This window comes from Pseudomonadota bacterium, from assembly GCA_039815145.1.
Taxonomy (GTDB): Bacteria; Pseudomonadota; Gammaproteobacteria; order Steroidobacterales; family JBCBZW01; genus JBCBZW01.
The window spans coordinates 44,542-53,019 of the sequence record JBCBZW010000026.1 but is presented as its reverse complement, the minus strand read 5'-3'; the positions used below and the strand labels follow the sequence as shown (position 1 = coordinate 53,019).

Here is an 8,478-nt window from a genome sequence, read left to right as displayed (position 1 = left end):
GTCCTCGGCACCGTCGAAAGGCTAGCCCCATTCTTCGGCAGCACGCTCACCGGCAAGTACGGTGTTGCCAACTGGTCCAAGGCCTGGGATCCAGCCAGTAAGTCCCTCAAATTGGATGTAGACTTGGCAGGCCTCGATACCGCGTTGGCCAGCCTCAGGGATCACTAGCAGTCTGTTGGCCTGCCCCAGGCGAGTGCGCGACAAGGCGGAAATCGACAAAAGCGGAGTGTACGGGCAGCACACGAGCATTTTGAATCGACTTCCAACGCCGGATCGTGCCGCTTGAGGCCTTCAACGGGCTGCTAGTTTGTGGTGCCGCTGACGATTGCCCTCAGCTGATCCCCGAGCGCGATCGGCAGGCCCGCGTCGGAGCAGCTCCAGGCGCCGGTCTCGCCCAGTGGCCGCGGCAGTGTGTCCACCCCCTGGGTAAGGTTGCGGCACAGGAGGCGGGCGTTGCCCTCGAAGCCGCCGGACTCACCGACGAATCGGTCACCGGCGGACCGTCCGTCTACTATGACTTGTACGTTATCGCCCACGTTGGCCGCGACGCCGATCTCGCCGCAGTTAAAGCGGAAAAAACCAGGTTGATCCGCCGGGGTCACGATGGCTTCCTGGGGATCTGTGCGATTGAGGCAGGCAGCGAAGAACGTTCTGACGCCCGCCACGGTAGTGCTGAGGAAGGACCCCACCTCGCCGATCTGAAACAGATTGAACACTGGGGCGAAGGGCTCGGTGGTGCCAAACAGCACGTAGGTACGCCCGGCGTTGGTGCGCCCGCCTGCATCCGCGCCGAAGGCACCGACCAGCAGGTCGTCGATCCCGTCACCGTTCACATCACCGGCCTCACCCACCTGGCGGCCGGCGAAGTCCGAAGCGGCTGCGCCGTCGATGGCGAACCCGGCGCTGCCATCGCCTTCCACGATGGATGAGAGTTCGATCTCAGCGGGGAAGCCATCGTCGCGACCGAATATCACGTAGCTCTGTCCCGAGAGGCGCAGGTCATTCGGGCTCGCCATGTGTGCGCCTACGATCAGGTCCTCTATGCCATCGTGGTTTAGGTCACCAGCCATTCCCACTGCCGTGCCTACTCCATCGTCTTCGTTTATGCCGTTCAGTGCGAACCCTAGGCTACCGTCACCGCTAACTAGCTCGCTCAGTTCTGTCCTGGGCGGGAAGCCCTCGCTGCGGCCGAAGAGGACGAAGGCGGCGCCCGCCTCGTTTCGACCGCCCGGCTTGGCGTCTGGGGCACCGATGATGATGTCGTCAACGCCGTCGCCGTTGAAGTCGCCGCCGCCTCCTATGGCGTATCCCGAGCGATTTCCGCAAGCTGCCCCCAGCACCACGAAGCCTTCACTCCCATCGCCGTCGGTAAAGCTGCTGATGTCCACGGGCTCTGAGACGCCATCTGCTCGGCCTAGCACCACATAGGTGAGGCCTTGCGCGTTTCCGCATACCTCGATGGTGGCATCGAAGGCGCTTACCATCACCTCGTCGTAGCCGTCGCCATTCAAGTCGCCCGCGGAACTGGCCGCGAGCAGAGCATTGGACCGGGGCTTGAAGCCGACGATGGGGAACCCCTGGGCAGGAGACAGCGTACCTACGTTTAGGGTGGCGCCTAGTGGCTGATCAGTGCCAAACACCACGTAGGCTTCGCCGTCCTCGCCGGCGTTGCGCGCCGTGATCAGAAGGTCGTCGAAGCCATCGCCGTTGACATCGCCCGCGGCGGCGACAGCGGTACCTACGGCGTCGCCTACCTCCTCGCCACGCAGGAGCACGCCCGCAGCTCCTAGGGCGGCCACTTCGATGGACGGTGGGAATTCCGGTGCGCCAAAGATCAGGTAGACCTCACCGTAGGCCCCCGCATACCCCGCGCCGACCATGAAATCGTCTAACCCGTCACCGTTGAAATCACCTACCCCGCTAACGCTCCGTCCGATCGTGTCATATGCCTGTGCGCCGATGAGCGCAAAGCCCAGGGTGCCGTCGCCGGAGGCCAGATCGGAGAGCTCTATCGACTCAGGCAGGCCATCGTCGTTGCCGAAGACCACGTAGCTGGCGCCGGAGAAGGGTCCGGCGTCCGGGGCACCGATGAGCACATCGTCTAAGCCGTCGCCGTTGATATCACCGATACCGCTAGCCGCGTAGCCAGCCCTGTCCATGGTGCCTACACCATTCATCACAAACCCGTCTCTCACGGCTGCTGCGTGGGGTGTTGCGTCAGGCTGGGCCGCGGCCGGCGCCCCGGCCATCAACCAGGTGCCTAACGCCATAGGGGTGAAGATTGCGCGAACAGCTTGACGTGTAGCGGCGTCAAGCGAGGTCGTTTTGTTTGTTATATTTCTCATTAGTCCGATAACGGCGCTTACGCGGGAACCTAAATGGTAAGGTGAAACGCTGAGGTGTGTCGCCCCATGGGCACTTTCGCCTGAATATGTTCAGTGTCGAGGGCAGGGCTGGGAGGGGGGCTACGACCGCGCAGGCAAAGTTACCTCCGTGACGGCACACTAGAAAGACACTCTGTGTCTTCGCCACTGGCTAGCCGCAATGGACAGGCCCGGTTCGCCGCTTGGCACTAGGCCAGAACGGGGTCGGCGCTAGCGATCAGCCGGGAGCTACGCGCAGTTCACGATGCGCTGCTGAGACGCGCTGCGCCCGACGAGCCGGTCCCTAGCGCAGGAGGAACCCTGAGCGGAACGGATCCTGCGGGTCGATCACCCACTGCGTCGCGCCGATGACCCAGGCGCGGCCTTCCACCTCCGGGACGATCTGGGGCCCCGGCTCATCGGCACGATCTTGTTCCTCCGCGATCCGACAGTAAAAGCGGCTACCTAGAATGCTCTCGATGCCGACCGTCTCGCCCACGGTGATCTGTTCCCGCGCACGCAGCAGCGCGAGGCGCCCGCTGACGCCCGTGCCGGTCGGGCTTCGATCCACCTCGCCGTCGGCGAAGACGCACACGTGGCGCGAATGATGGCGGAGGTCGCTGGCGGGGCCAGTGAAGATAGTACCGTACAGAAACGATAGGTCCTCACCTGCTGGATGCCTCGGCGGGTCCGCCGCCTGCACGGCCTCCTTGATCGCGCGGCCCATCTTGATGAGGCGTTGGGTCGAGGCCGGCTCGAGGGTGAGGCCGAGGGCATCGGCGTCAACGTAGGCGTAGAAGGCGCCGCCGAACGCCACGTCGTAGGACACGGCGCCCACACCCGGTACGCGGATCTCTCCGTCCAAGCTCACGACCCACGAGGGAACGTTCTGAAAGGATACCGCTTGTACGGCGCCCGTTTCCTGATCGAGCTTGACCGTGGCCCGCACCGGACCCGCAGGCGTATCCATCACCATGGTGGTGACCGGGCGCACGACGGGCACCAGGCCGAGTTCCACTGCCACCCGCGCCATCGCCAGCACGCCGTGGCCGCACATGGTCGAGTAGCCCTCGTTGTGGGTGAACAGCACGCCGAAGTCCGATCCCTCACGCTCGGCGGGCACGACGATGCAGCCGTACATGTCGGCGTGGCCGCGGGGTTCCCACATCAGGGCCCGGCGCAGGTCATCGAGGCGGTCGTGCGCGTCGCGCCGGCGCGCGAGGATCGTGTCGCCGCGCAAGTCTTCGAAGCCCGACAGGATGATGCGAAGGGGTTCGCCCTCCGTGTGGGCCTCCACGCAGTGGAAGGTCTTGGCGCCGGTGGGCGGGGGCGGGATGAGGTCTGGGCGTGGCGCGGCGGGATCCATCGGAGTCTCTCTCGGGCGGTGGCGACCGCCTAGTACCCTACGTCGCCCGGTGAGCCTGGGAAAGCGCTCGGCCGATCGCGGCGAGCGCTCGATCGGTCGCAAGCGGCACGTGCAGACGGCGTCACGGGCGCGAGCGCACGCTACGCTCGGCGCAATCAACGCCGCTTGGAGAGCCATCAGATGCGACTCACCTTCCGACACACCCTCATAGGCCTCGTGTGCTGGTGCGCGTTCCCAGCGAACGCCCTGGCGGATCCACTCCCGAGTTCGAGCCACCACCTGAGCCAGGTGGAAGCCATCATCGCTGCGGTGAACGCCCGGGACGCCGATGCCTACGTCGCCGTCTTCGCCGCGGATGCCCAGGTCCACATGTTCCGCGGCGAGCGGCGCATCGATGGCCGTGACGCCCTGCGTGAGAACCGCGCCCGACACTTCGCGCGCTTCCCCGAGGTGCGCAACGAACTCGTGCACCTGGTGGCGATCGACGATCGCGTCGTCATGCACGATCGGGTCAAGCTCACGTCACAGCAGCGATCGTGGACCGACATCGTCGAAGTCTTCACCTTCGAGGGCGGTAAGATCGTGCGCGTAGATGTGCTGCAACCAAGCGGTCTGTTCACTCAGGCACAGGAGTAGCGGGCAGGTCACCCAGGCTGCAAGCGAGCGGGCATTCCCTGGGGTGAGTTCCAGACCCACAGCGACGCCGACCGCATCGCTGGTGAGGTAGCGCGGGTGTCAATTACACTCCAACGAAGGTTCCCTTAGCTTCCGAGTCAATGTGACGATGACTTCACGGCGTATGTGTCTAGCACTCCTGGCCTTATCCACCCTCGCGCTCAGCGCATGCGGCGGAGGCGACGGCGGCAGTGCGGCACCGGCGCCGCCCGAGGTCGCCACGCCACCGCCGGTTTCTGCCCCGCCCACACCCGATGTGTTGCTGAGCGACAACCAGTTGCAAACCGGCGCGGATACCAACGCGGCCCGCGTGGACGACGACGCTGCCGCCTGGTTTGCGGCAAACGCGAAGACCGTGCGCTCGCTGACCGTCGACGACGACTTCTCGGATCTTGACTTCCTCTCTGGCGTCCTCGAGTCGAAGCGCCTGGTTGCCCTCGGCGAGAGTAGCCACGGCGTCAAGCAGTTTTCTCAAGCGAAGGTGCGCTTGATCAAGTACCTGCACGAAGCCCTCGGCTTCAACCTCCTCGCCTTCGAAGGGGGATTATTCGATTGCGAGTATGCCCAGGGCATTCTCGAACGCGGCCTGGCGCGCGACGCTATGAACAGCTGCCTGTTCAGCGTCTGGCAGACGGCAGAGCTACGCGAACTCTTCGACTACCTGGTGTCCACCCAGTCCACGGCGACGCCCCTGCGTATCACGGGCTTCGACGTTCAGTTCAGCGGCGTGAACAGCGGTGAACGACCCGCCGAACTGGAGGCCATGGTGGGCAAGGTATCGCCCGCCTACGCCGATGAAGTGATCGAGCTCGAACAGCGCTTCTTCAATGCTATCGGCGCTGCTCAGGCGGCTACTAGCGCCTCGAGCAACGCCATCACCAGCCTGACTGACGCTCTGCCCGGCCTGCAGGTGGACTACACCACGCTCAGCGACTACCTCCTCGCCAACGAGACGATCATCGTCGGCGACGGTGACTACACGTCGTTGCAGGTGCGCATCGCGGCTCAGTACACGCGCACAGCCCCGTTCTTCGCAAGCCAGCTTGCGCAACGCTTTACCGACACCTTCGGCGCGAGCGAGCGAGATCGGGGCATGGGCGAGAACCTGATCGCCCTCGCCACTCAGATCTACCCGCAGGAGAAGATCATCGCGTGGGCGCACAACGTGCACCTAAGACACCAGGGCGCGGGGTTTTTGCCCGACGCCAATATGGGGGTCTTCGTCCACGACGTCCTCGAGCCGCAGCTCTACACCGTGGGCTTCTACATGTACCGCGGTCAGCACGCTTTCAACGATCGCAGCGTGCAGCAGGTGTTGGCACCGTTGAACTTCAGCCTCGAGGCGATCTTCCACAGTCGGCGTCTGGCGTATCTGTTCCTCGACATCGAAGGTGCCGATCCAGACGCTCCGGGCAGCGCCTGGCTGCGTACCACCACGCCTACGTGGGAATGGGGCAACGAGGAGACGCCGCTAACGCTGTCGGAGGAATACGATGGGGTGCTGGTGATCGACACCGTCACCCCGCCGGACTACCTGTAGCCGGGCGCCCGGCTACCGTTCGCTGCGGACTACCCTGCCTGCAATACCTCCGCCGGGCGCGTGCCCGATACGCGCACCACCTGAATCGCGGTCAACCCCCAGGTGATCGCCAGCGCCAACGCGCCAGAGGTCACGAACAGCAGCAGCGACGTATCGACGCGGTAGGCGAAGCTGTCCAACCAGCGTTCCGACAGCACCCAAGCGATCGGCCAGGCGATCAGCGACGCCACCAGTACCGGCCGCGAGAACTGCCAGAGGAACAGGCGCAGCAGATCGATCACCTCCGCCCCCATCACCTTGCGCAGGGAGATCTCATGGCGTCGCGCCGCGATGGCGTGGGCCAGGAGGCCGACCAGGCCGAGCACCGCGATGAAGATGGCGATGGCGGCGAGGGTGGCGAGCACCGTGAACTGGCGTTGCTCGGTCACGTACTGCACCACCAACTGGCGATCCAGGAACTCCTGCGAGAGGGCCTGCGAGGGCAGCACCGCTGTCCAGCCTTCCTCGATCGAGGCGAGCGCCTGCCCGCGCTGGCGCGGATCGAAGCGCACCATCAGCGTGTTGAAGCGCGTCGGGTCCGGGAAGAAGACCATCGGGTTGATGCGAGTCTTCAACGACTTGAAATGGAAGTCGGGCACGATGCCGACGACGCGCCCGTTGCGGGCATCCCCCGGCGCGAGCTCCAAACGCATGGCCACGCCGACCGCATCGCTGGGGACGCCGTAGCCGAGGGAGCTGGCCGCGGAGACGTTCAACACGAGCGGCAATTCCACCTCGCCCCGGCTCTCCAGATCCCACTGGGCGCGGTCGGGGCCGAAGTCCTCGCTGAACACGCGCCCGGCTAGGGGTTCGACGCGTAAGACGCTGAAGAAATCCGTGTCCACGGCGAGGCGGTCGACGGTGACGGCCGTGTCTGCCGGTCGGTCGCTGCGATGGACGCGCCCGTCGTCCGCGTAGTCCCACGACGGCGAGGAGTGGGTGCCGGCCACAAATTCGATGCCGGGCCGCCCCTCGATCGCCTGGTCGAGCTTGCGGGTGAGTTCGATGGTGCCGGCAGGGCCGCGTCGCACGCCGTTCAGGAGCACCACGCCGCCGCGGTCGAAGCCGAGGTCGGCGGATTCCAGGTAGCGCACCTGCTGCCAGACCGTGCCGGCCATCACGATGAGGGCGATGGACGTGGCGAACTGGAACACCACGAGCACGGTGCGCAGGCCCTGACCTCGGCTTCCCGTGCCTCCCGGGTGGAAGATCCTGGCGGGCTTGTAGTTGGCTAGCACGAACGCTGGGTAGAGGCCGGAGAGCAGCACGACCAGCAGCAGCAGGGCAGCGAAGCTCATCATCGCGGCGGGTTGCAGCAGCACGCTGAGCGAGAGCGTTTGGTCAACGAAGCCACCGGTGGCGGCCGTGGTTGACGTGCGCAACTCCCCGAGAATGCCCACGCTGATCTCCGCCAACATGAGCGCTATGAGCGTCGCGAGCAGGGTGAGCAGGGCGGATTCGCCGAGGAACTGGATCACCAGCTGCTCGCGGGTGGCCCCCACCACCTTGCGGATGGCCACCTCGTGGGCGCGATCGGCGCTGCGGGCGGTGGCGATGTTGACGGTGTTGATGCAGGCGACCCCCAGCACCAGGAGCGCAATCGTGGTGGCGATGACGAGCGCGGTGGCGTTGCCCGTGCGCGGCTTGGGCGCTTGGGCGTAGTTCTTCCCGTTCAGGTGCAAGGCGGTCACGGGCTCGAGGAAGAACGACAGGTAGCGCTCGACGGCGACGCCATCGGGGGCTTGCGTGTTGCGACGGGCGATGGCTTGCAGCGCCTCACCGGCCGCCCCAGGGTCGGTGCCCGGCGCGAGCTTGAAGTAGGAGAAGACGGAGGGCAGGCTCCAGTCGGACTTGGGGGTGACGCCGCGGTCCGTCACCAGCTTCGCCTCCAGGGCGGTCAGGATGTGCAGCTCGAGGTGGCTGGTGGACGGCATGTCCTCGTACACGCCCATCACCTGCAGATCGTTCTGCCCACCGAAGGTGACCCGTTGGCCGAGGTAGGGGCCCTCGCCGAAGAGGCGCTGGGCCATCGACCGCGACAGCAAGGTGGCGCTGAGATCATCCAATGCGTCGGCACTGCCCTCGAGCATCTTAAGGCCGAGCAGGCGCGGGAAGTTGGTGTCGACGGCGCCGAGCTGATGGTTGAACTCCAGTCGATCGTCGATCGAGACCGTGTACCAACCGATCCAGGCGCGCGTGCTGGCCTCGACGCCGGCCACCTCGGCGACGGCTTCATCCGCCAAGGGGCCCTGCGTGGTGAGCAAGAGCTGTGACGCCCGCCCGGGCGCTTCCAGCAGCGTCTCGCCGATGTACAAGCGCTGCGCGTCCGGGATCTGCCGGTCGTAGTGTGTTTCCTGCCACACGTAGATGAAGACGAGCGCCGAGACGGCGATGCCGAGAGTCAGCCCCGCCAGGGAGATGAGCGTGTAGCCGCCCTGTCGCAGGTGGTTGCGCAGGGCCGTCATGAGGTAGTTGCGAAACACGGCGGATGCCTC

Annotated in this window: 5 protein-coding genes; 2 read left to right on the top strand and 3 right to left on the bottom strand. The window is 65.5% G+C overall.

Going from position 1 to position 8,478, the window contains the following annotated elements:
• Nucleotides 1-302: 302 nt before the first annotated feature.
• Nucleotides 303-2,159 carry an integrin alpha gene (locus tag AAF184_09455; GenBank protein ID MEO0422548.1) on the bottom strand — a complete coding sequence of 619 codons (1,857 nt, stop codon included), beginning with the start codon at nt 2,157-2,159 and terminating at the stop codon, nt 303-305.
• A gap of 508 nt (nt 2,160-2,667) precedes the next feature.
• A complete protein-coding gene (locus AAF184_09450; protein MEO0422547.1) occupies nt 2,668-3,729 on the bottom strand; it encodes a proline racemase family protein in 1,062 nt (353 codons plus the stop codon).
• Between the two features lie 180 nt (nt 3,730-3,909).
• Between AAF184_09450 and AAF184_09445 the strand changes: the two genes are divergently transcribed.
• Entirely contained in the window at nt 3,910-4,365 is a 456-nt protein-coding gene (locus AAF184_09445) for a nuclear transport factor 2 family protein (GenBank protein MEO0422546.1), read from the top strand.
• 163 nt (nt 4,366-4,528) lie between these two features.
• The gene (locus tag AAF184_09440) at nt 4,529-5,944 is read left to right on the top strand and encodes an erythromycin esterase family protein (GenBank protein ID MEO0422545.1); all 1,416 of its coding nucleotides are present in this window, start codon (nt 4,529-4,531) and stop codon (nt 5,942-5,944) included.
• A gap of 29 nt (nt 5,945-5,973) precedes the next feature.
• On the opposite strand, the gene AAF184_09435 is transcribed toward AAF184_09440, so the two are convergent.
• A complete protein-coding gene (locus tag AAF184_09435) occupies nt 5,974-8,466 on the bottom strand; it encodes an FtsX-like permease family protein (protein ID MEO0422544.1) in 2,493 nt (830 codons plus the stop codon).
• Between the last annotated feature and the right edge of the window lie 12 nt (nt 8,467-8,478).